The following is a 25,752-nucleotide window of genomic DNA, read 5'->3' on the forward strand; positions in this document are numbered from 1 at the left end:
AGCACATTCGAATTAATGGTGAGCCAGTTCAGCAAGCAGCTCGTCGTCGGCGCCGGGCTGGTTCTCCAGCGTCGTGGCGATGCGCTGGTGAAGCCGCTGGCGCCGCACAGACGGCAGCTCGGCAAGCAGCGATTGCCGGACGATGGCGTGGTTGAACCGGTAACGGCCTTCCGGCTCTTCGATGACAATGCCGGCCTTGCACGCCTCATCGAACGCGTCAACCAGATCCTGCTCGACCACCTTCTCCACGAGGTCCAGGGCGAACCGGCTACCGACGACCGCGGCCGCGGCGAGAGCTGTGTTCGTCTCCGCCGGAAGCCGGGAAAGACGGCGGCTCACGGTTTCTCGGACCCCTTGCGGCAAGGTCGTCGGATCCCACACGCCGCCGGTCTCGTCCACATGGCGCAGCGCCTCGATGAGGAAGAACGGGTTGCCCCCGGTGACCGACGCCAACGCTCGGGCGAGTTCTTCGTCGTGGTAACCGGCCTCGGTCACATATGCGGTCACGTCCTCTTCGCCCAGGCCGCTGAGGTGAATGCGGTTGGCGGTGCCAGAACCAGCACCGCGGTGCAGGTCGGCGAGCATCGCCGCCAAGGGATGGGAACGGTCGAGGTCCGTGCTGCGGTAGGTGCCGACGATCTGCACCCGCGCGCGATCGCCGAAGCGCAGCAGATGCCGCAACAAGAGCAGCGTGGGCTTGGCCGCCCAGTGCAGGTCGTCGAGGATCAGCACGACGGGCGCACCGGCGGAGGCGACTTCCAACAGTGCGACGACGGCGTCGAACAGTGCGTAGCGTTCGGTTTCCGGGTCGGCACGGGTCGGCGCGGCCAGGTCGGGAAGAATTTCGGTCAGCCCGGGAATCAAGGTAAGCAACGCTTCGACGCCGCGCATCCCGCGGAGCCGGCTGGTGCCGAGGCATGGCACGAGCGAACGTAGCGCCTCGGCAAAGGGCTGGTAGGGCGCGCCGAGATCTTCGTCGCAGCGGCCGTAGAGCACGATCGCTTCTAACTGATGAGCCTGCCGGGACCACTCGCCGGCCAAGCGTGTCTTGCCTACTCCTGGTTCGCCGGCAATCAGCACCGCATGTGTGCCGCCCGCCAGCGCGGTCTGCCAGCCCGACACCAGCCCTTCGAGCTCACGGCCGCGCCCCACGAACGGCCCGGGGGCGGTCAGCACCGCGGGGAGCCCGGGTCGCTCAAGGGGCTCATCATCGACCCGTGTCTGGGGCAGATCACTCGCAGTTTCCATCCGCAGCTCAAATACGTGCTCGGGGCGGGCTAGGTTGCGGAGCTGCCGCATTCCTAGGTCGGCGAGCACGACGTCGTCGGGCAGCGAGTCAACGACGAGCTCGGCGATCGCACCAGAGCACAGGATCTGGCCGCCTATCGCCAGCGACCGCAGGCGTGCAGCGCGGTTGACCGCGCGGCCGAAGTAGTCGCCGTCGCGCAGTTCGACTTCGCCCGTATGCAGTGCAACGCGGATTCGCATTGGGTCTTGGAGGTTCCACGGTTCGTGGAAGATTCCGTCTTGCAGCTCGATTGCGGCGGCTGCAGCCGCCGAGGCCCGCTCGAAGACCGAGAAGGTGGCATCGCCCTCGCCGCGTGTTTTGATCAGCCGACCGCCGCGGGACGTGACGACCTGTTCAACGAGCTCGTCATGACGCGCAAGCGCCACCGCCATGGCATCGGCGTCGGCCTCCCAGGCAGCCGTGGATCCCTCGATGTCGGTCAGCAGGAAGGTCACTGTGCGCGTCACCGACGGAAGATCCTGTGCAGCGGGGATTTCGAGCGCAGTGTCCTGTCCGACGATCGCCGCCTCGAGTCGGCGAAGATCCGGTCCCGGGTCGACGCCCAGCTCGTCGGCGAGCAGCGCCCGTGCCCGTTGATACGCGCCGAGGGCGTCACCCTGTCGGCCGGCGCGGTAGAGCGCGAGCATCAACTGACCCCAACGCCTTTCGCGTAGCGGCGCATCGGCCACCGCGGCCTCGAGCTCGCCGACGATCTCCGCGGCCCGGCCCGTCACCAGCAGTGCGTCGGCCCGGTCCTCCACCAGCGCGGCATGACCCTCGATCCATCGAGTCTTTTCCGACGTCCCCCGCCGACCGTCGGGCAATTCGGGAATTCCGCGCCAGAGGGCGAGCGCCTCTTCGAAGCGGGACACCGCTTGGCTGGTGTCTCCGGCGGCAGCGGCATCGCGTCCAAGGCGAGCGGCCGATTTATAACGCGCGGCATCAACCCCGCTCTCGGCCAGAGTCCAACCCGTTCCCGCCGTCAAAACAAAGCCGTCGCCCAAGGTGCGTCGTAACAAGGAGATGTGGGTCTGCAAGGCCTTCGCGGCGGTGCGGGGGGGATCATCGCCCCAGAGCAGCTCAATCAGAGTGTCGGCCGACACGACCGAACCGCCGTGCAGGCCGAGCATGGTGAGGATGGCGCGCGGCTTAGCGCCCGGAATCATCACCGGCGCGCCGTCCCGCCGAACCTGGAGAGGTCCCAAAACCCCCAGCTCCACGGCTTGAAGCGTACTCATGTCATTGATCGTCGGTGAGGCGATTCAACACGCGGTCAAGATCCAGTAAAACTCGACGCCAAATCCCGCCGACCCTGGCCGGCCTCCACGACAGGCTGTTTACCGGGATGCCGTGGCCCACAGCTTACGATCGACGCGATGACTCTGACCGCGCCCGATGAACTCGTCGCCGACGAGGACGCAGTGCCGGTGATCAGCCCGGGACCGCTGGAACCGGCGCCCGACTTCGGCCCCGTCGACCGGCTCGAGGGCTGGGTGGTGACCGGCGTCGTCACCGCGCTGGCGGCCGTGACCAGAATGGTGAACCTGGGGTCGCCCACCGACGCCGGCACGCCGATTTTTGACGAGAAGCACTACGCGCCGCAGGCCTGGCAGATGCTGCACAACCACGGGGTGGAGGACAACCCCGGCTACGGCCTCGTCGTCCATCCGCCGGTCGGCAAGGAGCTGATCGCGGTCGGCGAGGCCATCTTCGGTTACAACGGCCTGGGCTGGCGCTTCACCGGCGCCTTCCTCGGCGTCCTGATGGTGGCGCTGGTCGTCCGGATCGTGCGTCGCATCAGCCGTTCGACACTGGTCGGCGCGATCGCCGGAATGCTGCTGATCGCCGATGGGGTCAGCTTCGTGGTGGCACGCACCGCGCTGCTCGACGGTTTCCTGGCGTTCCTGGTGCTCGCCGCGTTCGGCGCGCTGATCGTCGACCGGGACCAGGTGCGTGAGCGCATGCATGTCGCGTTCGCCGAAGGCCGCATCGCCGAGACGGTGTGGGGACCGCGGCTGGGTGTGCGGTGGTGGCGGTTCGGCGCCGGGATCCTGCTCGGATTAGCTTGTGGGACCAAGTGGTCCGGGCTGTATTTCGTGGCCTTCTTCGGGATGATGTCGCTGGCGTTCGACGTGGCGGCGCGCCGGCAGTATCGGGTGCTGCGACCGTGGCTGGGAGTCATCCGTCGCGATCTGATCCCAACGGCCTACGCGCTGTTGCTCATTCCATTCGGGGTGTATCTGGCCAGTTACGCGCCGTGGTTCGCGTCCGAGACTGCCATCGACCGACACGAGGTCGGCCAGTCGATCGGGTCGCAGACGAATTTCCCACTGCCCGATGCGATCCGCTCGCTCTGGCATTACACCGCCAAGGCCTATGAATTCCACGCCGGTCTGACGAATGCGGCGGGCAACTACCATCCGTGGGAATCCAAGCCCTGGGCGTGGCCGATGTCGCTGCGCCCAGTGCTCTACGCCATCGATCAACAGAACGTTCCCGGCTGCGGCGCGCAATCGTGTGTCAAAGCGGTGATGTTGGTTGGCACGCCGGCGATGTGGTGGATTTCGGTGCCGGTGCTCTTCTACGCCTGCTGGCGGATGATAGTGCGTCGCGACTGGCGCTACGCCGCCGTACTGGTCGGCTATTGCGCAGGCTGGCTTCCGTGGTTCGCCGACATCGACCGCCAGATGTACTTTTTCTATGCGGCCACCATGTCGCCGTTTTTGGCGATGGCGATTGCGTTGATCCTCGGCGACATCCTCTACAAACCCGGGCAGGGCGCCGAGCGTCGCACGCTGGGGCTCATCGCCGTTTCCTGTTATGTCGCACTGGTTTTGACGAACTTCGCGTGGCTGTTCCCGGTGCTCACCGGTCAGCCGATCTCCCAGAACACCTGGAACATGGAGATCTGGCTACCCAGTTGGCGTTAGCCATTTCGCGTCGAGAACGGCCTATGACAGGGTGCACGCCTCTTTGAGCGCCGGCGCGTAGGTCATGTCGCCGCATTCGCATTCCCACGAGGTGTGTCGACCTCGTCTGCAACCGCATGGCACGACTCTGACGATCATGTGTCCCGGCAGCAGCCAGTGCCCCCGCGCACAGCGGTAGGGCCGTTTGTCCGTATATAGCTCGGCGGCTTGTGCAATACCGTCGTCAACATCAATTGTCACACCCACGACAGTGACAGGATCCGCGCCGCGACGACAGGTTGGTCGCCGCATCGTTATGGTTTGGTGCCCTACCCCGGGCGTGTCGGTGACCTAGCGGCGCGCGACGACCAGGTCAACGCGGAGCCCTACCCGAAGTATCGTTGAGGTTGTGGACGCCCAGGAGTTGCTCCCCGGTGAGCTCGCCAGTCGGGCCGGCGTGGCGATCTCGGCCCTGCATTTCTATGAGCGGCAGGGGCTGATCACCAGCAGGCGGACGTCGGGAAACCAACGCCGCTACAGCCGCGACACCCTGCGGCGGGTCGCGTTCATCAAAATGTCTCAGCGGCTCGGCATTCCGCTGGCCCGCGTTCGCGACGCGCTCGCCACGCTGCCCGTCGGCCGGGTGCCGAACAGTCGCGACTGGGCGCGGCTGTCCGCCGGTTGGCGCTCCGACCTCGATGATCGGATCGTGCATCTGCAGCGGCTACGGGACAACCTCGCCGAGTGCATCGGCTGCGGCTGCCTGAGCCTGCGCGCTTGTGCGCTGTTCAATCCCGATGACGTGCTCAGCGCGCAAGGACCCGGAGCCGTCCGCCTGTAGATCGAACAATTGTGCGATAGAATCGCGGCCGTGGCGATCACGGTTCAGGAGTCGTTGTTCGAGTGCAACGAGCGCCGATCGCTGGGTAGCGGAGCCTGGATCGATATCCGCTCAGGATGGTTGACCGCTGCCGACGAATTGGTCGGCGAACTGCTGGAGGCGATTCCGTGGCGCGCCGAGCGCCGCCAGATGTATGACCGGGTGCTGGATGTGCCGCGCCTGGTGAGCTTCCACGACCTCACCGTCGAGGATGCACCGCATCCACAGCTGGCCCGGATTCGGCGGCGGCTCAACGACATCTACGCCGGGGAACTCGGCGAGCCGTTCACCACAATCGGCCTGTGCTGGTATCGCGACGGATCCGACAGCGTGGCGTGGCACGGCGACACGATCGGCCGCAGCAGCACCCAGGACACCATGGTGGCGATCGTCAGCCTCGGCACCACCCGCACCTTCGCACTGCGGCCCCGCGGAGGCGGGCCGTCGTTGCGGTTGCCGCAGGCGCACGGCGATCTGTTGGTGATGGGTGGCTCATGTCAGCGAACCTGGGAGCACTCGGTACCGAAGGCATCGGCGAGTACCGGGACGCGGATCAGCATTCAGTTCCGGCCGAGGGATGTCCGGTAGACCTCAGCTGCGGATCGCGGCGACCGATTTGACGAGCAGATCGCGGGCCTGCTTGGTGTCAACGGGCTTGGCGGGCTGGCCCTGCACCACGACTGGGTTCGCGGTGACGATCACCTGATAGTCGCCGAAATGTGCAGAGTAGTTGTACAGCTCGCCGCTACGCGGCTTGCCCTGCACCACGGTCTGCAACACCCGGTGCACGCCAAGGGTCTGCGCTCCGTCGATCTGCGGCACGTCGACGACCTCGATCAGACCGCGCACCCGACCGCCCTGAAATGCCACCTTCCTGCAGTTGTGCCCGGGCTCCTTGAAGGGCACAGGTTGAGACGTCTGCATGGCGATCGTGATGAAACGGCCGCCAGCCCCTTCGGCGGCCACCGCGGCCATGTTTCCCTGCAGGCCGGCCGGCATGTCCTCGCCGACCACGAACGACGCGCAATCGGGCGGATCGAAGGTCAGACCCGGCGGAAGCTTGTGCGTCGAAAGCACCTTGGGGTCGATGCCGCTTTTCGCCGTCTCCTTGACCTTGTAGCCGGGCCCGAAGTCGGACTTCACCTGCGCGATCTTCGTGATATCGGCTGCGGGCGGCGCCTCAGAGGGATGGGAGCAGGCCGCCAACAGGCAGACACTTCCGATGGCTACCGCAATCCGCATCATTCGCGCCAATCTAACGCACCGCCCTCAGCCGCGTAAGGCAGATACCGTTTTCACCAGCAAGTCGGACGCGAACTGGGGTGTCAGCGCGGCAGCTGGCGAGCCGGGGTCACTGACCAGCGTGGTGAACGCATAGTAGTTGCCCAAATAGGCGGTGAACGTGCTTGCCCGCGAACCGATTTCATTGCCGCCTTCGACCGATGTCACGATTTCGGCGGCCATGCCCAAGGTTTCAGCGCCATCGATACGGGGCGCATCGACCAGATGGACACGCGCGCTGGCACGCCGCCCGGTCATGCTCCACTGCCGGCACTGGGCGACCAGGGACTGATCCAGCACCAACGGACCGGTAGGCGCTGCGAGCACCACCGCGTACACGGTGCCGCCGGGACCGGATCCCGAAATGCCTTGCGGGGATTGCCCGTGACCGCCGGCCGGGTCGGCCAGTGCAGCGCAGCGCGGCGGGGTCGCGACACCGGCGCCGCCGAGACCCCAAATGCCCGGCGGGGCAGTCACATCCGTCACCGTGGTCACCTCGTAGCCGGGCGGTATGTCACGCCGCACCCGCCTGATGTTCGCCGGATCGACGTGGCGTGCCGCCGCGCCGCCCGAGGGCGCCGGCGCGTGTTGGCTCGGGTGGGCGCACGCGGAGAGCAGCGGGACGACGATCGCGGCTGCCCACAACCGCATGCTAACTGACGGCCCGAATCACTTGACGCGCAGCGTGTTTGATTTCAGCGACCATGTCGCGACTCAACGAGAGATCGTCCAGATCGGGCACGTCGACGACGGTGGTGACCACTCCGATGTCGTCGCGCTCCCAGAACGCGCCGTAGTGGTCCATGATCGTGCGCATCGCCACGTTGTCGGCGAGCATGCGGCCGGAGAACTTCTCGATTCCGGCGACGCGGGCCGCAACGGAGAGAGCGTCGATCAAAAAGGATCCGATCCCGCGACCTTGATAGGCGTCCGCGACGGTGAACGCGACCTCGGCCACCTCCGGATGGTGGTCGTCGCGCACGAAGCGTGCGTCGGCCACCGGATTGCCGTCCTGATCGGTCATCACCCAGACGAAGTGATCGACGTAATCGACCTCGGCCAGATAGTCCATCAGCGCCGGGCTGGGCACCCGCGCCGACATGAATCGTCGATACAACGTCTCGCTGGAGAACCAGACGTGGCCCTGCAACGTCCGCTCACTGTCGCCGGGCAGCACCGGACGCAATAGCAGTTCGGTGCCGTCGCGAATGCGGACCGGAATCGGCGTGAGAAAGGCCGCCAGCCGCTGTCGCACGGTACGCACCAACCGGCTCATGATCCCGGGAATGTGCACCAGTCGCGCGAACGCGTCGCTGTCCCCGATCCAACCGGTCAGCAGCTCGGTGGTGGTCACCGTCGCCGTCCGCGGGATATCGCGCAGCAGCGCGATCTCGCCGACGATCGCGCCGGCCGACACGTGTTCAACGGTCACCACGTCGTCATCGGCGACGTGCTTGATCTCGGCCGTGCCCGATGCGATGAGCAGGAAAGACACCGCCTGCTCGCCCTGCTTCATCAGGAGCTGACCCGCAGCGGCCTGTAGCGGCTGCAGGCTGGCCGCCAGCGGCATCAAGTCCTCGGCGGGACACCCCTTGAAGATGTCCAGTGCGGTGAGTTCATCGGCGCGCAGCGCGGTCAGTTCGGTCACCATGCCGCCCCTGTCGCCGTCTCCGAGATAATGCCAAGGCTAGGGGCTTTGAGCGTGTTGCAGCAAGGACATCTGCCCCGGCAGACTCATAGGATGGGCAGCGCCGAGAATCCGCTGGAGACGACGCGTCATTTGCTCGATCGCGAGGCGAGCCTGCGGCACGGCTTCCTCGACGTACTCGGCGAGTCGGTCGCCAGCGAAACCCCGACGGTGGCGCAGCAGGCGATGAACAGCCCGCTGGTCGCCACGGTGTACGAACGGCTGTGGCGACCGGTGGCGTTTTATGTCGCCAGCGGTGTCACCACGGGCAGCGAGCAACGCCGCGCGGCTGACGCCCTGGATTTGTCAGGCACCCACAGGTTGCTTGATATCGCTTGTGGCCCGGGCAATTTCACCGGGAAGCTGGCGCAACAGCTGCCGGCGGACAGCCTCGCGGTCGGATTCGACATCTCCGTGCCGATGCTGACCCGCGCCGTGCTGGACAACAGCGGGCCGCGTACCTGCTACGTCCGCGGTGACGCGGGAACACTGCCGTTTGGGGATGAAACCTTCGACGCCGTCTGCTGTTTCGGTGCGCTCTATCTGATGCCGGAGCCGTTTCAGGTGGCCCACGAAATGGTGCGGGTCCTGCGGCCCGGCGGCCGGCTGGCGATTCTGACCAGCCACGCACATCCGATACCGCCGGTCCGATACGCGACGCACGCGGTCACCAAGGCGATCGGGCTGCGCATGTTCGATCGCGGGGCGTTCATCGACCTGTTCGCCTCGTCGGGCCTGGTCAACATCGAGCAGCAGATCCAGCGCTTCTTGCAGTTCGTCACCGCGCGTAAGCCCGCGTGACGCTCAGGCCAACGAATAGAAGCCCTCGTCGGCATGCCGGCTGACCAGCGCGCCGCCAGCGGCCAGTGCCTGCGATTTGAACACGTGGGCAGCCGCACTCGGCCGGTGCCGGGCGGCGACGAACCTGCTGTTCAGATTGGTCGGGTGGTGGCGGCCCCAGAGCAGCACCTCGGCCTCTTTACCGTTGCCCGCGGCAAGTACCTGCCGTCGGACGGCTTCGCTTTTGACCATCACGTCGGTGGCGACCGCAAACATGTGCGGCCGGGCGCGCGGCCCGACAAGACTCTCCAACCGTTTGGCGACTCTGCCGCCCAGGATCCGGATCGGCCGGTCGTCAATGTCACGGTCAGAACCGCCATCGACCACGACCCTGACATCCCACCCCGCCATCGCCCGGTCGAAGATCAGGCCACCAATCGACATCACCGCGTCGGCGATGCTGGCAGCTACCACCTGAAATCGGTAGCGGCCGAAATCGTCGAGGTCCGAGCGCGGCGACGATGCGCGCGGGAGTGGAATCGGACGATGCAGTTGCTGGAGCGGGCTGGCGGGAGCGGCCACGTGTTGTCCGTTCGACGGTATTGCACAATTCTCTGCTGACACTACGAATATAGAGTAGCGTGGACGCGAACGAAAGCCGAGCTCGTCGCCAGGATCTGCTTTGACATCCAAATCGCGGGTGAACCGCCGCTACACTGCCGGGATACCAAACCGACGCAAGCCCAATCCCGACCAACGCCGCCGTGAACTATGCGACGCGGCGATACAGCTGCTCGCCGACGACGGCGCAAAGGGCCTGAGCCATCTGAAGGTCGACGGCCGCGCCGGTGTCCCCGATGGCACCACCTCGTTCTACTTCCGCACCCGCTCGGCGTTGCTGCACGCGGTCGCCGAGCGCATGGTCGAACTCGACTTGGCGACGCTGCAGGCGGTTGCCGACAGCGCGGGCATCGAAGCCGGGGCGTCGGCGTCCACGCTGGCCAAGGTGGTCATCCAAACCGGGGAAGAACCGCAGCTGACGCGCACGAAAGCGCGTTATGAGCTGACCATGCAGGCGACCCGCGATCCGGCAATGGCGGCAATATTGGAGCGCGCCACCCAGGCCTTCACCAAGCTGCACCACGACATCTGTGTCCAACTCCTGCCGCACGGGGCCGAGCTGGATCCCGCCGTCGTCGATGACCTGACCAACATCACCCTGACCTTCATCAACGGCCTCCTTCTGCGACTCGCTCACGGCGACCGGATCATCGACAGCCCCGAGCAGCTCGACGGCGTCCTGTCGGCCATCGTCACCGGCGTCCTGCGCAGCGACCAGCGGGGGCGACTCACCCAGGCCGGCACGGGGTTAGAACCGCGTTCGAAATAGATCGTCAGCTCTTGCCCAATAAGGGCCCATATGATTCTCTACGGCAATAGAGTTAGCCCGTCGCGGGTAAGCGCGCGAGCGCGGTTGGCGTTAAGCGAAAGGTACAAATCGCCCGAACCGCCTCGGACGCTGACACACTGGCGACAACGATCCGGCATGCGGCCCATCCGGATCGCCGAAGTTGTGGCGAAAGGCAAGATTTCGTGACGATCAGCACCGACTTGGACGTCCAGGACGTCCACTACGACCCCTACGATGTCGACGTCAACGCCGACCCATATCCGACATTCGCGCGGTTACGCGAAGAGGCGCCGCTGTACTACAACACTCAGCACGATTTCTATGCGCTGAGCCGGTTCGCCGATGTGGACAAGGGACTCGTCGATCACGGCACATTCAGTTCGGCGCGCGGCATCATCCTCGAGTTGATCAAGGCTAACCTCGACATCCCGCCCGGCCTGCTCATCATGGAAGACCCGCCGATCCACGACATTCACCGCAAGCTGCTGGCCCGGATGTTCACCCCGCGCAAGATCGCGGCGCTGGAGTCGCAGATCCGCGACTTCTGCGCGCAGTCGCTGGATCCGCTGATCGGAACGGGACACATCGACTTCGTCGCCGACCTCGGCGCGCAGATGCCCATGAAGGTCATCAGCATGCTGCTCGGCATCCCCGAGGACGACCAAGAATTCATCCGCGACCAGACCAACGCGCAGATGCGTACCGAAGCCGGCAAGCCGATGAACCACGAACGCGGCATGGCCACCGGGGAAATCTTTGCCGCATACATCGATTGGCGAGCCACCAATCCCTCCGATGACATCATGACCGAGCTGCTCAACGTTGAATTCGTCGACGAGACAGGGACCACCCGCCGGCTGACCCGCGACGAACTGCTGATCTATCTCAATGTCGTCGCGGGCGCAGGAAACGAGACCACCACCCGGCTGATTGGTTGGGCCGGAAAGGTTCTCGCCGAACACCCCGACCAGCGCCGCGAGCTGGCCGAGAACCCTCAGCTGATACCGCAGGCCATCGAGGAACTCTTACGCTTCGAACCGCCGGCCCCGCACGCGGCGCGCTACGTGACCCGTGACATCGGTTTTCACGGCCACACCGTGCCGGAGGGCGCCGTGATGATGATGCTCATCGGCGCTGCCTGCCGCGACCCACGCCAATTCGGTCCGGACAGTGAAGAATTCAACATCCACCGGACGCCCCGGCAACACCTGGCCTTCAGCGTCGGCACCCACTTCTGTCTGGGCTCGGCGCTGGCGCGACTCGAAGGACGAATCGCCATCGAAGAGATCCTCAAACGCTTCCCGGAATGGGAGGTCGACCTGTCGAACGCCAAACTCAGCCCGACATCGACGGTGCGGGGATGGGAATCGATGCCGGCCTCGACACCATGACCGGTCGCGTCGAGGGCAAGGTCGCGTTCGTCAGTGGGGCAGCCCGCGGGCAGGGCCGCAGTCACGCCGTCCGGCTGGCTGAAGAGGGCGCCGACATCATCGCCATCGACGTGTGCGGGCCGATCGACAACCTCAGCTACCCGCATGCAACGCCTGAAGACCTGGACGAGACAGTGGATTTGGTCAAGGGTGCCGGCCGGCGCATCGTGACCGCCCAAGTCGACGTGCGGGACTACGAAGCGTGCAAGGCCGCGGTGGACAGTGGTGTCGAACAGCTCGGCCGTCTCGACATCATCGTCGCCAACGCCGGTGTCGGCACCGACGGCAGAATGCTGCACAAGATCCGGGAAAACGTCTGGCAAGACATGATCGACATCAACCTCACCGGCGTCTGGCACACGGTCAAAGCTGGGGTGCCACATGTGCTTTCGGGCGGACGCGGTGGGTCCATCGTGCTCACCAGCTCGGTGGGCGGCCGGAAGGCCTATCCGAATACCGGCCACTACATCGCCGCCAAGCACGGCGTCATCGGCCTGATGCGCACCTTCGCCGTGGAACTCGGGCAGCACATGATTCGGGTCAATGCGGTGCTGCCTACCCAGGTCAGCACCACGATGTTGATGAACGAGCAAACCTACCATCTGTTCCGTCCGGACCTGGAGAATCCCGGTCCGGACGACTTCGCCCCGATCTCCCAGATGATGCACACACTGCCGGTCCCCTGGGTCGATCCGATCGATATCAGCAACGCCGTGTTGTTCCTCGCCTCTGACGAATCTCGTTACATCACAGGCGTTTCGCTTCCCGTGGACGCGGGCAGCTTACTCAAATAATCAACAACCAACATTGGAGATGACTCATGGTCGAGTACGACTACGAAAAGCTGAAGAAAGAAGCCGAACAGTACATCAAGTTCGAGAAGGACAAGAAGAACCGGATCGCCTACATCACCTTTGACCGCCCCGAGGCCCAGAACGCCACTAGCCTGGGCATGCGGCAGAACTACGCCGACCTGATCCACAAGTGCAACGTCGACGACGACGTCAAGGTCGTCGTGATTCGCGGCGAGGGCGATGATTTCGGTAGTGGCGGTGATCTTCCCGAGCAGCGGCCGATGCTGGAGAACCCGGGCCTGCCGCTGCACCACGAGCTGGCGATCAACGACGACGACGTCAAGTACCCGCCTGGGGGATCGTACCGCTACCTGTCTACGGTCACCGACTTCTACGCCAAAGCCCGCGCCGGAAACCGTCCGCTGCAGGAGCTTCGGAAGATCAGCATTATCGAGGCCAAGGGCTACTGCTATGGCTGGCACTTCTACCAGGCCGGCGACGCCGACCTGGTGATCTCGTCCGACGACGCCCTGTTCGGGCACCCGGCTTTCCGCTACGTCGGCTGGGGACCGCGGCTGTGGTGGTGGGCCGAGACGATGGGGCTGCGCAAGTTCTCCGAAATGCTCTTCACCGGACGGCCTTTCAGCGCGAAGGAGATGTACGACTGCGGCTTCGTCAACAGCGTGGTGCCGCGCGACAAGCTGGAGGCCGAGACCGAAAAGTACGCGCTGGCGTGTTCGCGGTCTCGCCCGACCGACACCGTCGCGGTGCAGAAGACCTTCCTCGAGCTGTACAAGCAGCACAAGGGCGAGTACTTCGGCAGCCTGCTCACCGGCATGGTCGAGGGCATGCTGCCGATGATCCAGAACGACGCGCAGAACGATGTTGACCTCACCGGTGGCACATTCGAGAAGGGCCTCAACAACGTCGTGAAGGACAACGACCTCAACTTCCCGCCGGAGTGGCGCCTGAGCCGCTCGGGGCGCGCCAAGCCCTGACGTCTCGAGGTATGGCATGTCGGCGCTGACTGGTATCAGGATCGTCGAGCTGGCCGAATCGGTTGCCGGAGAATACTGCGGGAAGCTTCTCGCCGACTTCGGCGCCGAGGTGATCAAAATCGAACGCCCGGGTGGTAGCCCCACCCGGGCGATGGCACCGCTCGTCGGCGATGGCGGTGGACCGGAGCGCAGTGCGGTGTTCGCCTACCTGAACACCAACAAGCGTTCGGTCCAGCTGGACGTCGAGGAGACTGAGCTCTTGCATCGGATCATCGCGACCGCCGACGCCGTCGTCGGCGAGCTGCCGGTCAGCGAACTCGCCACCCGTCACCCGAACGTGGTGTTCTGCTCGGTCACCCCGTACGGCATACAGGCGCCGCCGGAGCTGCACAACGCCAAGAGCTTCAACGTCTTTCACGCCAGCGGTTGGGGTCTTCACACCCCCAGCCATGCCGACCCGGCCAAACCGCCACTGAAAGGACCCGGGCGCTTCTTAGCCGACTACGAAGCAGGACTCGACGCGGCCCTGTGTGTCGCCTCGTCGCTGTTCTGGCAGCTGCACACCGGAGCCGGTCAGTTCATCGACGTGTCAGCGCACGCCGTCTTGGCGTCGCGCGCCGACTGTGTGCTGGGCAGGTTCATCACCGGCGAGGTCACGCCGGAGAACACCCGCGACGACTACGACCAGCAAGGCCCCGCCTCCTTTTTCGCCTGCGCGGACGGATTCGTCTACCTCTACATGACCAGCGGTAATCACTGGGCCGGGCTGAAAATATTGATGGGCCAACCGGACTGGCTCAACGAGTTCGAGGACGACTGGCTCGAGTTCTCGGTCACTCCGGAAAAGGTGGCGAGATTTCACCACGGATTCGCCGCATGGGTCCGCGAACTCGGCAAGGACGCGGCATCCGAAGAGGCCCAGCGGCTGGGAGTCCCGCTGGTGCCCGTCACAAGCGCTGCCGATCTGAAAACCTCACCCCAGTACCGCCACCGCGGCTTTTTCCACGACGTCACTCATCCCGTACTGGGGGGCGCGGTTTACCCCGGTGTCCCCTACCTGTTGAGCGCATCACCCGCGCGCATCGTCAGCGCGGCACCCGCCCTGGGTGAACACACCGACGAAATCCGTCGCAGCGTCGAGATGCCACGCGCGACACCGGTGGTCAAATCACCACAACTCAAGCCGCCCAAGGTGTCCCGCGGTGGCCCGCTGGAAGGCGTTCGGGTCGTCGAGCTCACCAAGGTGTGGGCCGGTCCATACGCCGGCAAGCTGCTGGCGTTCCTGGGCGCCGAAGTGATCAAGGTGGAAAGCTCGACTCACCCTGACGAGATGCGCGCGTACGGCGGCACCGACATCAACCACGCTCCGTTTTTTCTCAGCATCAACCCCGAAGTGCTCAGCGTGGAGTTGGACCTCAAGTCCGTGACCGACATCGCACGGCTCCGCGAGCTGATCGCCCGCAGCGACATTGTCATCAACAACCTGCGGCCCGGCGCGATGGAACGGATGGGCCTCGGCTACGACCAGCTGAAAGGCGTTAAGCAAGACATAATTTCGGTGTCGATCAAGATGTGGGGCAACGACGGGCCGTTTGGTTACCAAACCGGCTACGCGCCGTGCTTCGCGGCGTTGGCCGGGGTCGCTTCACTGGTGGGTTATCCCGGCGGGCCGCCGCTGGGTACCAGCATGCGTTACGGCGATTCCACCGTCGGTGCCGCCGCCGCGTTCGCCGCCGTCGTGGCGTTGCTGCACCGCGAACTGACCGGTGAAGGCCAATTCGTCGACGTGTCGGCGGTGGAGACCCTGTCGTCGATGATCGGCGACTGCCTGCTCGCCCAGGAACTCACCGGAGCGCAGTTGCTGCCCGACGGCAACCGGCACGCCGGCATGGCCCCGCACAACTGCTATCCGTGCGTCGGCGGCGACTGGATCAGCATTGCGGTGGACGACGAAACTCAATGGCTCCAGCTGTGTCACGAGCTCGATGCCATCGGGCTGGTCGACGACCCACGCTATGCCACGTTGGCGGATCGACTCGAGCACACCGACCCGCTCGACGTCGACATCGCGCAGCTCGCCCGAAACCACGATGCGGTGCAGCTGGCGCAGCGACTCAGGGCGGCCGGTGTGCCGGCCGCCAAATGCGCGACGGCTCTGGACATCATCAGTGATCAGCTGCTGTGGGACCGTGAGCTGTACCGTTTTGTCAGCGACCACCGCGAGGGCCAACGGCCGGTCCTAGCAGCGCCATGGCGGATGTCGGTCGTGGAGGCCGAGATCGCACGCGGTGCACCCGATCTCGGCGAGCACAACGACTATGTTCGTGACGAGATCTTGCGCGCTCACGCGATGGAGGGAACTTGACCACAATGTTGGCCGGCACCGTGGCGCTGGTGACCGGCGCCAGCAGCGGCATCGGCGCCGCGACCGCGCGGGCACTGGCCGAGCAGGGCGCGGCCGTCGCGCTGCTCGCGCGGCGCGCCGATCGTCTCGATCAACTCAAAGCCGACATCGACTCGGCCGGCGGCACGGCGCTATCGGTGCCCACCGATGTGACCGATGCCGACCAGGTGGCCGCCGCGGTGCAGCGCACCGTCGACGAGTTGGGGCGGCTGGACACCGTGGTGAACAACGCGGGGCTGATGCGGATGTCGCCGGCCGCCGAAGCGCCACTGCAGGACTGGGACGACTTGGTGCGAGTCAACATCCAGGGCGTCTTATACGTGACCCGCGCCGCGATCCCCCACCTGATCGACGCTGCCGCCGACTCGCCGCGCGGCGTCGCCGATCTGGTCACCATCAGTTCGACCGCCGGTTGGGTCGCCCGACCGGGCACCGCTGTGTATTCGCTGACCAAGTTCGGCGTGAATGCGTTCAGCGAGGGTATCCGTCAGGAACTGATCGGCAAGCGGGTGCGGGTCGCCGTGGTGGGCCCCGGCACTGTCGACACCGAGATCAGCGACCACCTGTCCGACGGAGCCCGTGCCGCGTTCGATCGGCAGACCGCGGACATGGTCAAGCTGGCGTCCGAGGACATCGCCGACGCGGTGTTGTACGTCGTCACCCGCAACCGCCGCGTAGCTGTCAACCACATGCTGGTTCGCGCCGCCGAACAGACCTGGTGATGTCTGCGGAACGATGGGTGATCGGCGACCACTTCGGCCTGCCGATCCCCGCCGATCCCGCAGCGTTGCATTCCGGTGGCGCAGCGTTTCTCACCGAGGCGTTCCGCATCTCGGGTGCGCTGGACGCTGGTAATGCCGTCACGCGGATCAGCCAACTCGACGAAGTCCCCGGTGGAAGCACCGGCCGCAAGCTGCTTTTGACCGTCGAGTACGACACGCCCGGCGCCCACACCGACTTGTTCGTAAAGTTCTCCCGCGATTTCGACGATCCGATCCGCGATCGCGGGAAGACGCAGATGGAATCGGAAGTCCTATTCGCCTCGCTGTCACGCGAACCGGGTTTTCCGATCACCGTTCCGGCCACTCAATTCGCCGACTACCACCGCGACACGGGCACCGGATTGCTGATCGCGGAGCGAATCCAGCTTGGGGCCAACGGTATCGAGCGTCAGTACCACAAGTGTCTCGACTACGAGATGCCCGAACCTGTGGACCACTACCGTGCTCTCGTGTCGGCGCTGGGCCGGCTAGTCGGCGGCCACCGGTCCGGGCGCGTACCTGCCGGCGATCAGTTCCCGGTTGACATGCAGACAGCACAGGTCGGTGAACGGGCACCGATCAGCCCTGAGAAGCTGGATCGTCGACTGGGCCAGCTCGCCGACTTCGTGGAAACGAGCCCCGGGCTGCTGCCCGCGAACGTCCGTTCGCAGCAGTTCATTTCGCACCTTCGCCATGACGCGCCCCGCTTCCTGGCCAACGAGGCGGCGGTATGGAGCTATCTGGCCGAGCACGCGGACTACATCGCGCTCTGTCACTGGAACGCCAACGTCGACAACGCCTGGTTTTGGCGCGACAGCGACAACGTCCTGCGCTGCGGCTTGCTGGACTGGGGCTGCGCGGGCCAGATGAACGCCGCCATGGCGTTGTGGGGCGCGATGTCGGGCGCCGAGACCGACCTGTGGGATCGGCACCTCGATGAGTTGCTGCGCCTGTTCGTCTCCGAGATACACGCCTGCGGGGGGCCGGATCTCAGCGTGACCGAGCTGCGCAACCAGCTCATGCTCTACGTCGGGGTCATGACGGTCGCCTGGCTGCTCGACATACCCGCACTGATCCGGTCGCGGTTCGGTGACGCCGCGCACAGCATGACCAGGAAAGACCCCCGCATCAAAGACGACGAGGGCGTCCGTGCACCGTTGCAGATGCTGACCAATGCGCTGAACTTGTGGGAGACACAGCGATTCGGCGAGCGTCTCGACAGGATCCTATTGCCATGACGGACTGGCGGTCAGCACGTCGGGCCCGTCGTCGGTGATGAGGACGGTGTCGCGGCGAAGCACGCCGCCGAGGCCTTCCTGCCACACGTAGCCGGTGAGCGCGAGCACCATTCCCGGATCCAGCCGCTCGGCGTCGGCGGTGGCCGGAAGTTGCCGCGAGATCACCGGCGGATCGAAGCCGAGCCCCAGTCCGTGCGCGACTGCCATCGGCGGCGCCGGCTCGCCGGCCTCGTCGTAGGCAGCGAGCAGATCGGCGGCGCGAGCCCCGGCCCGGCAAGCAGCAATCAGCCTGTCCCACAGCTCATTCGAACGCTGATACAGCTTGCCGGTCGCATCGTTGGTGGCGTCTCCGACCGGCCAGGTGCGGCTGACCTCCGCGACGTATCCGTCGGCCAGCGCACCCGCGCCGAACGCGATCAAGTCGCCGGACCGCACCTCGCCGTCGCTGTGCGCCCGCCGCCACGGGTGTTCCCGCGACGTCACCCATGCGGCGTCCTGGGTGGCCGGTGTGCTCACCCCGCCCGCGGCCATCGCCTCCAAAACCGCACCGGCCAGCGTCTGTTCGGTCAGGCCGGGCCGTAACTCCGCGACGGCTGCGCCGATCCCCGCTTCGGCGACCCGCACCGCGGTGGACATCGCCGCAAGCTCGTCGGCCGTCTTGATCCGGCGCGCGGTTCGCATCGGCAGTTCGCCGTCGACGAACTCAGCATTCGGAAATGCCATCGGCAGCAGCTTGGCGAACGTCGGTGTGATCGCATCGGTTCCGACGCGGCGGGCGGTCGACGCCCCGTCGATGTTCGTCAGCACCTCGATCAGCGTCATCGGATTCCAGGCCAGACCGTAGAGCCGGTCGCGGCCGATCTCCTCGGGGACCCCCTCGTCATCCGTGCTCATCAGGTAGATCTCGCCGGTGCCGCGCAGCATCACGCAGACCGGACCGAACGGCCGGGTTCCGCCGATCCACAACTGCGGCGCCCCGGTCACGTAGCGGACATTGGCCTGGCGGCCCAATACCAGGACGTCGATGTCGTGGGCTTCCATCTGCGCCAGCGCCCGTTGCCGACGGCCGAACCGTAGGTCCCGGCCGTCGGGCGAAACCTCAGTTGCCATAGGGCGTATAGGGGTAGTCGGTAATCCGGACACAGCCTTCTTCGGTGATCACCACGATCTCCTCACTTCGGTAGCCGCCGGTGCCGTCTTCCCACACCACCGGCTCCAGCACCAGCGCCATCCCGACCGGGAAGACGAAGTTGTCGTCGAACTCCTCACCCAGATCGGTGCCGATCATGGGTGGCTCGGCGGGATAGATGCCGATGCCGTGTCCGAGGTAGAAGTGTGGAAGCCACGGCTTGGTTCCGCCGTTGGCGGCGATCGCCGCCCGCGCGAGATCACCTGACGTCGCACCGGCTTTGGTCACGCTGAGCACCGCGTCCAGGATGTGCTGCCACTGCTCGTACTGGGCCTGCTGGCGCGCGGACGGTGCGTCGCCGACCACCCAGGTGCGCCCGAAGTCCGAGCAGTATCCGGCGTAGCTGATGCTGACATCGGTCCACAACACATCGCCCTTGGCCAGTTCACGTTCGTTGGTCAGCAGCGGCAACGCCAGGTCACCATGCGTCGTCCATACTCCCTCGGCGCGGGACGGCGGCATCACCTGCCAGATCGCCTCCAGCATGTTGGCCGTGGCGCCCAATTCGAAGGCGCGGCGCACCAGCTTGGCCGACAGATCGGTCTGCCGCACACCGGGTGCCAGCTGTTGTTGCACATCGACCATCGCCCGTTCGGTGATGCGACTGGCCTTGCGCAGACAGGCAATCTGGTCCGGTGTCTTCACCAGGTTCGCTGCGCCAACCACCTCCGCGGCCTCCGAGGGTGGGCCGCCCGGGAAGATCCGATCGGCGGCGCGCCGCATCGCGCCGGTCATCTCGTCGACCGCGACACTGGCACCACGGGGAACCAATTCGCTGATCACGCGCGCGAATTGCTCGACGCCCTCGTCTAATTCGAGATACAGCGGATCGTGCAGATGGTCCGCGGGCACCTGCGATTCCGACGCGGCGCCCTCCCGGAACGGGATGAACAGGTGTGGGTGCTCGTCGTCGGCCAGCACGATCGCCACGGGACGCTCGACGTGCGACAGGCCGGCGTCCAGCACCGGCCAGCTCGCACCGGTGGCATACACCACGTTGTCGTTCATCAACAGGATCAACGCGTCGACGCCCTGCTCGGCCATCGCGGCCCGAAGGCGCGAGCTGGTGTCGCGGTGCATCCGCGCCCGGTCAGGCTCCTCGGGGATGACGAAGCTCTGCACGCTGGACGAAGCCGTCATCTCAGACACCCAGGAACTTCTTGATGTTGCCGCTGACGATGCGGGCGGCGTTGTCCGGCCCGACGGCTTCGACGACGGCGGCCAGCGATTTCTCCGAGTAGCCGAAGCTGCTCTCGTTGTGCGGGTAATCCGACGACCACATCACCTTGTCGACGCCGATCTGCTCAATCAGCCTCAGGCCGAGCGGGTCGACGATGAACGAGGCACTCATGTGGGTGTCCCAGTAGTACTGAATGTCGTGCTCCAGCGGGTGATCCAGCATGTGCTGATAGGACGCCAGCACGTGCTCGGCGTCTTGCAGCGCCGGTGGAATCCAGGCGATGCCACCTTCGAACCAGCCGATTCGCAAGCTCGGATGACGGTCGAGGATGCCGCCAAAGATGTACTTGGAGAACATCTCCCGAAATCCGTCGATGTTCACCATCATCGCGACCGCGACGTTGTTGACCTCGCAAGGCGCCTTCGGCGGAGTTTCACCGATGTGGTGCGTCACCGGCAGTCCGGATTCCTCGATCGCATCCCAGACCGGTCCCATCGCGCTGCACGCGTAGTCCATCATAATGCCGTCGTCGCCGTTGCCCGGGTTGAGCGGCAACAGAAATGTCTTGAGGCCAAGCGATTTCAGCTCGGCCAGGGTGCGATCGGCGCCTTTTCGATCCCACCAGTTGATCAGGCCCACGCCGAAGAAGTGACCGTTGGAGCGCTCCTGCAGATCGGCGATGTACTCGTTGTAGATACGGAAAACGCGTTCGCGCATCGGCTTGTCTGGGAAGCCGAACATAGCGAGCAGCGCGTTGGGGAAGGCGAGTTCCCGGTCCACGCCGTCCTCACGCAGTTCGCGTATCCGCGCTTCGATGTTGTTGGTGGCCGCCCCGGCCAGATCGTCGTACTGCATCAGCACCGCGCTGAAGACCTCGGGCAGGAACGACTGCCCCTGGTGACCGATCTGGTAGGCCCCGTCCTCGTACCAAATCCGTGGTGCACTGTCTTTGAGGTCGTCGGGCAGGCGCTCGTAGAAGATGTCGGCCGCCAACGAGATGTGGGTGTCGGCGGAGAACACCTCGGTGCCTGCGGGAAGGCCGGCGTTTCCGTGAGCCTGGCCGTGCCGGTTTTTCGGCGCGCCGAAGCCGCCGGGTGGGTAGAGCACATTGGCTTGGGTCATTTTTCCAGCGCACCAATCAGTTTCAGATCCGTCAGGTATTTGCAGATTAACTCTTTGGACACGTGGGGTATCGATAGTCGAGATTTCTCGACGGCAGCGTCAAAATGCGCGCCCGGCACCGGTGAGCCGGCCATCGCTTCGACCGGCTGGCGATAGATGTCCATCACCGCCAGCACCGAACGTTGCCGCTGACCTTCGGGCAGCCCACGCATGGCCGTCTCGAATCGAGACACCCAGTCGGCGTAGTCGTCGACGCGCTGGATGGGGTAACCCGCTTCGGCGATCCAGTCGACGAAGGTGTCCAGCGAGATCCCGTCGTCATGCGGGTTGCTGGTGTTGTAGGTGGCAAATTCGCTGCCGGTATGCGGCCCCACCGCGGCGATCGCCTCGGCCAGGAAATCGACCGGTAGTCCGTCGTAGTGCGGGCGGTCGCCGCCCCGGTAGAACGAACGGGGCGCGATGCCGGTGGTAACCAGGCTGAACAGCAACCGGGTGAAGATGTCGGGCGCGTTGAGCTGGCCTGCGTAGCGGCTGTCGGCCAGGATCATGCCGGGTCGGAAGACCGCGGCGGGCAGCGCGCACAGGTCATGCACCCGGCGCATCAGGACCTCGCCGGCCCACTTGCTGATCGTGTAGCCATTCGCGTAGCCGTCGCTGATCGTGCAGGCTGGTATCGAGCGGCGGATGTCGGTCTCCTCGTCGACGATGTGATCTGCGGCCGCCGTCACGCCCATCGTGGAGATGTAATGAACCACCTTGAGTTTGGTCGTGATGGCCAGGCGGATAACCTCCGCGGTACCAACGACATTCGGGCCGAACAATTGGCGGTACGGCAGCAGATGATTGACGTGGGCGGCCGGGTGCACGACCAGGTCGACGGTCTCGGCCAGCCGTTGCCAGGTCGATCCGTCCAGACCGAGGTGGGGCTCGCCGATGTCACCGTCGAGCACTTCGAGGTGGCCGTCGGCCAGTGTCCGGAATCGCTCGAGCAGCTCGGTATCGGAGGCCAGGGCCGCTTCGATGCGCGCCCGTGCCTGTCCGGCGTCCGCGCCTCGCGCGAGGCAGATCAACGTGCCGCCCGAGTCGGCGAGCCGCTGCAGCCATTCCAGGCCGAGGAATCGGCCGAGGAACCCGGTCGCACCGGTCAGCAACACTGTCCGCACCTCACCGCTGGGCCGCTGTAACGCCGCAGCGGCCATCAGCAGATCCGCGGGGATGAATTTCTCCAGAGTCAGGTCGTCGGCACGTACCTCGGTGCTGTGTGCGCCGTGCACCGACACGAACGTCGGCTGCAGCACAGCCGAATCCCGATGCCGCTCGATGTGTTTGGCGACGGCGAGCAGGTCGCCGGTCGGATCGACCATCACACCGACAGGTACCTCGACGCCGAAGATGTCGGCGAGCAGGCGCGAGAAGCTCAGCGCGGAAAGCGAATCCCCGCCCATGTCGACAAATCGGGCCTGCGGGTCGATGTTGCCGGCCGATAAACCGAGGGTGGCCTGCACGGCGCGCACCACGGTCGCCAGCACCGGCTGATCAGCGCCGCCGGCACGCAGCGCCCGCAGCTCGCTGATCTGGTCGTCGGCCATTTTGGCGTAGAGCTGCTCCAGCGCGGGGCCGTAGCGGTCTTTGAGCTTGGGCCGCAGGAACTTTCCGACGCCCGACAGCAGACCGTTCTCCAGACTGAACGGCTCACTCTCCAGCAGGAAGTCGCGCGGGATCTCGTAGCCGTTGAGGTGGTGATCGCGGGCGACCTGAGCCAGCGACTCCGCGATCGCAGAGCGGTCCGCTACCGCGACGTCGTCGGTCGGCACGACCACCGCCAGCAAAAAGGACCGCTCGCTGCTGCCGTAGATGTACACCTGCCGGACCAACGGACTCTTGACATACAGCGCTTCCAGTCGCGCGACGGCGACGAATTCGCCCTGCGAGAGCTTGATGACGTTGTTGCGCCGGTCGACGAACCGCAGCTGATCCGTTCCGACTTCGGCCATGATGTCGCCGGTCTTGTAATAGCCGTCGTCGTCGAACATCCGGGCGGTCAGGTCGGGTCGCTTGTAGTAGCCCGCCATGAACCGTGATGACTTCACCGCCAACTCGCCGCGCGGGTGGGGTGTGTCGGTGTTGAAGTAGCCCAGCTCCGGAACGTCGAGCAGCTTGTAGTCGACCACTGGCGGGCGCAGCACGTGCTCGTCGGCGACGATCATGCCGCCCGCGATCTCGGTCGACGAATACCCGATCATCAGGTGCTGGTCGAGCACCACTTCCATAAAATCCTTGATCTCCGGCGATATCGCGGCCGACCCGCATCCCACGGCCAAGACCCGACCGCCGAGTAACTGTTCCCGCATGGCCGTGGTGATTTCGTCGCCGGCCTGATCCGGATCGGCACCCGCGATCGTGCGCCGATCCAGTTCGCTCAGGTACTGATGGAAGAACATCTCGCAGACCCGCGGCACCAGACTCAGCGTGGTGGGCCGCGCCATCGCCAGATCGTCGAACAGCGTTGACAGATCGCTCTTTCCGGCGAAGTAGCTGGTGCCGCCATTGGCCAGCGTCATGATCACGTAGCCGTATCCGATCAGGTGGCTCATCGGCATGTAGCTCAAGGTGATCACCGGCTGATCGGACTGCGCGAGCCAGGTTCCGATGCACAGGCTTTCGGTGAACATCGCGCCCTTCGGCGTCCCGGTGGTGCCGGAGGTGTAGAACACCCATGCCAGCGGGTCCTCGCCGTCCGCGGCGGCGAACAGCGGGGCGGGTGATAGCGCCGCTCCGTGCTCGACGACCTCGTTGATGGTCTCGATGATCACGGCACTTCCGCTGTCCGCCAGGCGGGCACGTGCGGCATCGTAGGCCGCTTGCTGGCCGTCGTCGCGAGGTTCGTAATCGAAGACCATCAGCCGCTGTGGCGCGGTGCCGTCCAGCGCGGCCTCGACGGCGGTCGCGAGATAGTCGATGCCGACGGCCAGAATCCGCGGTTGCGTCTCGGACAGGATCGGGGCGTGCTGTGTCGCCGGAGCGCTGGTTTGCAGCGGGACCACCACCGCGCCGAGGTGCACGCACGCCAGCTTGGCGGCGGTGTAGTCGATGCTGGCGAAGCCCAGCACACAAACGAAATCACCGGGACGCAAGGGGTATTGGTCATGTTGGTGCCAGTCGGCAGCTATAGCCTGGATCCGCGACCACAGCTCGCCATAGCTGACGGTCTCGAACCGCGGCAGTAACTGCAGCGACGCACGGCCGGTGGCCGGGTCGGTCACCACTTCGCGGGCGCGTTGTCCCAACGCGGGCCGGCTGTTGTACCCGGTCATCACGGTTGCCATGGCTTCGGCGATCCGCAGTCCCGGCCGGCGTACCGACTCGGCGATGGCGTCGTCCGGACGGGCAGCGCTGAATTGCGCGTCGTCGGCGTACAGTCGCTCGCGCCGCTGCGCCAGCCTTTCCCACTGGTGCTGCCCCGCACCGGGGTCTTTCACGTCAGTGCGTCCGACGAAGGCCATGGCTATCCCTTCTTATTGGTGATGTGGCCTCATTGATGTGGCCGGGGGACGGGTTACGGCGGGTAGGTGACGCCGGTGAGCTGTTCGGAGAGCCGCCACACCCGGTCGACGTCGTCGCGGCTTCGGGCCAACCGGGGCAGGTGAGCGAAAGTGACGCCGCCTCCGGCTGTTTCGTACAATCCGCGCGGGCCGTAGTAGGCGCCGCCATCGGCATCCGGCGACACGGCGGCGTACAGCGTCGGTTTGATGCCCTCGTCGACCTCCAGCCACATGAACGGGATCAGCCTCCACGACCAACGGGCCAGTCGGGCCGCCACGGTCGGTCGGCCGGCGCGGTACGACGACCCGCTGAGCAGATTGGTCTTGCTCAGCCCCGGATGAGCGGCGTTGGACCGCACACCCCAGCCCCCGGCGCGGCTGCGACGATCGAGTTCGACAGCGAACATCAACTGCGCAAGCTTGGCTATGCCATAGGAACCCATGGGTTTGTAGCCGCGCTCGGCATTGGCGTCGCCGAAGTCGACATTGCGCTGATTGGCGGCCAGGCTGCTCACCGTCACAACGCGCGCCGACGGCGCGGCACGCAGCAGCGGCAGCAGGTGAGAAGTCAACGCGAAGTGCCCGAGATGGTTGGCGCCGAATTGCAGCTCGAATCCGTCTTCGGTCTGCTCCCGCCGGGGCGGCGTCATCACGCCTGCGTTGTTGATCAACACGTCGATGGGCCGGCCTTCGGCGACCAGCTCCTCCCCAAGGGTCGCAACACTTCTCAGCGACGAGAGGTCGAGATGTTTGATCGCCATTTTTGCGGTGGGAACGTCGGCGCGGATCTTGTTGATCGCCGCCTCTCCTTTGGCCCGGTCGCGGATCGCCATCACGACATCGGCACCCGCCGTCGCG

At 65.5% G+C, this 25,752-nt stretch carries 20 protein-coding genes and 1 pseudogene; 11 read left to right on the top strand and 10 right to left on the bottom strand.

Annotated elements, in window-relative coordinates:
* Nucleotides 1-15 precede the first annotated feature (15 nt).
* Nucleotides 16-2,508 (bottom strand): annotated as a pseudogene (locus VN856_RS22110) (BTAD domain-containing putative transcriptional regulator); the annotation flags it as partial.
* Between the two features lie 156 nt (nt 2,509-2,664).
* On the opposite strand from VN856_RS22110, the gene VN856_RS22115 reads away from it, so the two are divergent.
* The 3 genes from VN856_RS22115 to VN856_RS22125 all read left to right on the top strand — a co-directional run bounded on the left by VN856_RS22115 (nt 2,665) and on the right by VN856_RS22125 (nt 5,665).
* Nucleotides 2,665-4,218, top strand: a complete 1,554-nt coding sequence (locus tag VN856_RS22115; protein WP_325692971.1) for a dolichyl-phosphate-mannose--protein mannosyltransferase — start codon at nt 2,665-2,667, stop codon at nt 4,216-4,218.
* A 388-nt stretch (nt 4,219-4,606) separates the two neighbouring features.
* Complete coding sequence (gene soxR / locus VN856_RS22120) at nt 4,607-5,038, top strand: redox-sensitive transcriptional activator SoxR (RefSeq protein ID WP_325692972.1); 432 nt, start codon at nt 4,607-4,609, stop codon at nt 5,036-5,038.
* A gap of 30 nt (nt 5,039-5,068) precedes the next feature.
* Nucleotides 5,069-5,665, top strand: coding sequence for an alpha-ketoglutarate-dependent dioxygenase AlkB (locus VN856_RS22125; RefSeq protein ID WP_325692974.1), 597 nt, complete (start codon nt 5,069-5,071; stop codon nt 5,663-5,665).
* Between the two features lie 3 nt (nt 5,666-5,668).
* On the opposite strand, the gene VN856_RS22130 is transcribed toward VN856_RS22125, so the two are convergent.
* Genes VN856_RS22130 through VN856_RS22140 form a run of 3 tightly spaced genes read right to left on the bottom strand, consistent with a single transcriptional unit; the run spans nt 5,669 to nt 8,009 of the window.
* Entirely contained in the window at nt 5,669-6,322 is a 654-nt protein-coding gene (locus VN856_RS22130) for a DUF5642 family protein (RefSeq protein WP_325692977.1), read from the bottom strand.
* Nucleotides 6,323-6,346: 24 nt separating this feature from the next.
* Nucleotides 6,347-7,009, bottom strand: coding sequence for a DUF5642 family protein (locus VN856_RS22135; protein ID WP_325692978.1), 663 nt, complete (start codon nt 7,007-7,009; stop codon nt 6,347-6,349).
* 1 nt (nt 7,010) lies between these two features.
* Nucleotides 7,011-8,009, bottom strand: coding sequence for a GNAT family N-acetyltransferase (locus VN856_RS22140; protein WP_325692979.1), 999 nt, complete (start codon nt 8,007-8,009; stop codon nt 7,011-7,013).
* A gap of 90 nt (nt 8,010-8,099) precedes the next feature.
* On the opposite strand from VN856_RS22140, the gene VN856_RS22145 reads away from it, so the two are divergent.
* Nucleotides 8,100-8,846, top strand: a complete 747-nt coding sequence (locus VN856_RS22145) for a class I SAM-dependent methyltransferase (protein WP_325692981.1) — start codon at nt 8,100-8,102, stop codon at nt 8,844-8,846.
* A 3-nt stretch (nt 8,847-8,849) separates the two neighbouring features.
* Here VN856_RS22145 and VN856_RS22150 read toward each other — a convergent pair whose 3' ends face one another.
* Nucleotides 8,850-9,407, bottom strand: coding sequence for a hypothetical protein (locus VN856_RS22150; protein WP_325692984.1), 558 nt, complete (start codon nt 9,405-9,407; stop codon nt 8,850-8,852).
* Nucleotides 9,408-9,549: 142 nt separating this feature from the next.
* Between VN856_RS22150 and VN856_RS22155 the strand changes: the two genes are divergently transcribed.
* From VN856_RS22155 to VN856_RS22185, 7 genes are all read left to right on the top strand, one after another.
* Entirely contained in the window at nt 9,550-10,215 is a 666-nt protein-coding gene (locus tag VN856_RS22155) for a TetR/AcrR family transcriptional regulator (RefSeq protein ID WP_325693008.1), read from the top strand.
* 203 nt (nt 10,216-10,418) lie between these two features.
* On the top strand, nt 10,419-11,627 hold the full coding sequence (locus tag VN856_RS22160) for a cytochrome P450 (protein ID WP_325692986.1): 1,209 nt from the start codon (nt 10,419-10,421) through the stop codon (nt 11,625-11,627).
* Nucleotides 11,624-12,460 (top strand): mycofactocin-coupled SDR family oxidoreductase, encoded by an 837-nt coding sequence (locus VN856_RS22165; RefSeq protein ID WP_325693011.1) that lies wholly within the window; start codon nt 11,624-11,626, stop codon nt 12,458-12,460. Before VN856_RS22160 ends, VN856_RS22165 begins: the two co-directional genes overlap by 4 nt.
* 26 nt (nt 12,461-12,486) lie before the next feature.
* Nucleotides 12,487-13,458 carry an enoyl-CoA hydratase/isomerase family protein gene (locus tag VN856_RS22170; RefSeq protein ID WP_325692989.1) on the top strand — a complete coding sequence of 324 codons (972 nt, stop codon included), beginning with the start codon at nt 12,487-12,489 and terminating at the stop codon, nt 13,456-13,458.
* 16 nt (nt 13,459-13,474) lie between these two features.
* Nucleotides 13,475-15,823, top strand: coding sequence for a CoA transferase (locus VN856_RS22175; protein ID WP_325692991.1), 2,349 nt, complete (start codon nt 13,475-13,477; stop codon nt 15,821-15,823).
* A 5-nt stretch (nt 15,824-15,828) separates the two neighbouring features.
* Complete coding sequence (locus VN856_RS22180; protein ID WP_325693013.1) at nt 15,829-16,584, top strand: SDR family NAD(P)-dependent oxidoreductase; 756 nt, start codon at nt 15,829-15,831, stop codon at nt 16,582-16,584.
* Nucleotides 16,584-17,861, top strand: a complete 1,278-nt coding sequence (locus tag VN856_RS22185) for a hypothetical protein (RefSeq protein WP_325692993.1) — start codon at nt 16,584-16,586, stop codon at nt 17,859-17,861. Before VN856_RS22180 ends, VN856_RS22185 begins: the two co-directional genes overlap by 1 nt.
* Here VN856_RS22185 and VN856_RS22190 read toward each other — a convergent pair.
* The 5 genes from VN856_RS22190 to VN856_RS22210 all read right to left on the bottom strand — a co-directional run.
* Nucleotides 17,850-18,971, bottom strand: a complete 1,122-nt coding sequence (locus VN856_RS22190; RefSeq protein ID WP_325692996.1) for a M24 family metallopeptidase — start codon at nt 18,969-18,971, stop codon at nt 17,850-17,852. The two genes, VN856_RS22185 and VN856_RS22190, sit on opposite strands and share 12 nt — an antisense overlap.
* Nucleotides 18,961-20,190 (bottom strand): Xaa-Pro peptidase family protein, encoded by a 1,230-nt coding sequence (locus tag VN856_RS22195; protein ID WP_325692998.1) that lies wholly within the window; start codon nt 20,188-20,190, stop codon nt 18,961-18,963. The genes VN856_RS22190 and VN856_RS22195 overlap by 11 nt, the downstream gene beginning before the upstream one ends.
* 1 nt (nt 20,191) lies before the next feature.
* Nucleotides 20,192-21,352: an amidohydrolase family protein gene (locus tag VN856_RS22200; RefSeq protein WP_325693001.1), complete on the bottom strand. Its 1,161-nt coding sequence runs from the start codon at nt 21,350-21,352 to the stop codon at nt 20,192-20,194.
* Nucleotides 21,349-24,855, bottom strand: a complete 3,507-nt coding sequence (gene car, locus VN856_RS22205; RefSeq protein WP_325693003.1) for a carboxylic acid reductase — start codon at nt 24,853-24,855, stop codon at nt 21,349-21,351. Before car ends, VN856_RS22200 begins: the two co-directional genes overlap by 4 nt.
* 53 nt (nt 24,856-24,908) lie before the next feature.
* Nucleotides 24,909-25,752 (bottom strand): SDR family oxidoreductase (locus tag VN856_RS22210; RefSeq protein ID WP_325693006.1); only part of this gene is annotated, 844 nt, incomplete at its 5' end.

Origin of the sequence: Mycobacterium sp., assembly GCF_035603715.1 — a bacterium.
GTDB lineage: Bacteria > Actinomycetota > Actinomycetes > Mycobacteriales > Mycobacteriaceae > Mycobacterium.

Excerpts from the sequence above, each read along its gene's own strand:
- VN856_RS22145 (WP_325692981.1), top strand. The coding sequence starts at position 8,100 with ATGGGCAGCGCCGAGAATCCGCTGGAGACGACGCGTCATTTGCTCGAT.
- VN856_RS22165 (WP_325693011.1), top strand. The coding sequence starts at position 11,624 with ATGACCGGTCGCGTCGAGGGCAAGGTCGCGTTCGTCAGTGGGGCAGCC.
- VN856_RS22180 (WP_325693013.1), top strand. The coding sequence starts at position 15,829 with ATGTTGGCCGGCACCGTGGCGCTGGTGACCGGCGCCAGCAGCGGCATC.
- VN856_RS22195 (WP_325692998.1), bottom strand. The coding sequence starts at position 20,190 with ATGACGGCTTCGTCCAGCGTGCAGAGCTTCGTCATCCCCGAGGAGCCT.
- VN856_RS22140 (WP_325692979.1), bottom strand. The coding sequence starts at position 8,009 with ATGGTGACCGAACTGACCGCGCTGCGCGCCGATGAACTCACCGCACTG.
- VN856_RS22115 (WP_325692971.1), top strand. The coding sequence starts at position 2,665 with ATGACTCTGACCGCGCCCGATGAACTCGTCGCCGACGAGGACGCAGTG.
- VN856_RS22175 (WP_325692991.1), top strand. The coding sequence starts at position 13,475 with ATGTCGGCGCTGACTGGTATCAGGATCGTCGAGCTGGCCGAATCGGTT.
- VN856_RS22130 (WP_325692977.1), bottom strand. The coding sequence starts at position 6,322 with ATGATGCGGATTGCGGTAGCCATCGGAAGTGTCTGCCTGTTGGCGGCC.
- VN856_RS22200 (WP_325693001.1), bottom strand. The coding sequence starts at position 21,352 with ATGACCCAAGCCAATGTGCTCTACCCACCCGGCGGCTTCGGCGCGCCG.
- car (WP_325693003.1), bottom strand. The coding sequence starts at position 24,855 with ATGGCCTTCGTCGGACGCACTGACGTGAAAGACCCCGGTGCGGGGCAG.
- VN856_RS22185 (WP_325692993.1), top strand. The coding sequence starts at position 16,584 with ATGTCTGCGGAACGATGGGTGATCGGCGACCACTTCGGCCTGCCGATC.
- VN856_RS22190 (WP_325692996.1), bottom strand. The coding sequence starts at position 18,971 with ATGGCAACTGAGGTTTCGCCCGACGGCCGGGACCTACGGTTCGGCCGT.
- VN856_RS22135 (WP_325692978.1), bottom strand. The coding sequence starts at position 7,009 with ATGCGGTTGTGGGCAGCCGCGATCGTCGTCCCGCTGCTCTCCGCGTGC.
- VN856_RS22170 (WP_325692989.1), top strand. The coding sequence starts at position 12,487 with ATGGTCGAGTACGACTACGAAAAGCTGAAGAAAGAAGCCGAACAGTAC.